Below are 1,038 nucleotides of genomic sequence, written 5' to 3' on the forward strand. Positions count from 1 at the left end.
GCCGCAGCCGATGTCGAGCACCTGCTCGCCCGCGGTGATCGCCGCCGCCCGCAGCAGCGGCTCGTTGAATTCTTCGTTGACCGCGTTCCAGCGATTGTGGTGATCGGCCCAGTACCGGCCCTCGTCGCCGTTCCAGGCCCGGTCCTGATCAGTGTTGACTATCGCGCTCATGGAGATCGCCCCCTGGCGGCAGAGTCCGCCCATCCCTAGAATGGGCACGTGCCCATCAGACTATGGGCGCGTGCCCATACTGGCAAGGGAGAGGAGCCGCATGTCCCCGAGGGGCGTCCCGATCACAGGGGTGCGGGAGCGGCTGTTCGAGGCCGCCGAGCGGGTGCTGGCCCGCGAGGGGCCGGCCGGACTCACCAGCAGGGCCGTCACCACCGAGGCCGACTGCGCCAAGGGCGTCCTGCACAGCCACTTCGCCGACCTGGACGACTTCGTGGCCCAGCTGGTGCTGCTCCGCTTCGAGCAGCTCGGCCACGCGGCCGCCGCGCTCCCCGCCCGCGCCGGGACCGACACCGTCAGCGCGAACCTGACCGCGGCGACCGCCCTCCTGCTCGGCTCCCCCGGCCCCGCCCTGACCGCTCTGGCCCTCACCCGCCCCGGAGCCTCGGCGCGCATCCGTGCCGCCTGGGAGCAGGGGGCGCCCGGGTTCGGGGCCTTCGAGGGCTCCCTCACGGCCTATCTCCAGGCCGAGCAGGACCTCGGACGGCTACCCGCCACCCGCGACTGCGCCGCCCTGGCCCTCGCCCTCACCGGCACCACCCACCACCTGCTGATGACCTCCTGGCCCGCGGGCGCCGACCCCCTGGCCCGGATCGAGCACCTCATCAGCACACTCACCGCCTGATGACCCATCGGCCGACGAGGCCTTGGTGATGTCCCCCGGTGCGCGACGACGTCCTCCCACCACCGCTCGGGATCGTCGTATCCAGCGGCCTCGGTGAGCACGGCGAGGGGGTCGCGACACGGATCTGATCCTCGGGGGCGGGGGCGGTGGCGGTGGCGGTGGCCGCAGCGGGGCCGGAGTCGGGC

Annotated in this window: 1 protein-coding gene and 1 pseudogene; one reads left to right on the top strand and one right to left on the bottom strand. The window is 73.2% G+C overall.

Features of this window, described 5'->3' with window-relative positions:
* The first annotated feature begins 271 nt into the window (after positions 1–271).
* A complete protein-coding gene (locus ACWEN3_RS46930) occupies positions 272–853 on the top strand; it encodes a TetR family transcriptional regulator (RefSeq protein WP_452984613.1) in 582 nt (193 codons plus the stop codon).
* Positions 854–879: 26 nt separating this feature from the next.
* On the opposite strand, the pseudogene ACWEN3_RS46935 reads toward ACWEN3_RS46930, so the two are convergent.
* Positions 880–954 (bottom strand): annotated as a pseudogene (locus ACWEN3_RS46935) (hypothetical protein); the annotation flags it as partial.
* Positions 955–1,038: the final 84 nt, after the last annotated feature.

Source organism: Streptomyces sp. NPDC004561, assembly GCF_053602155.1.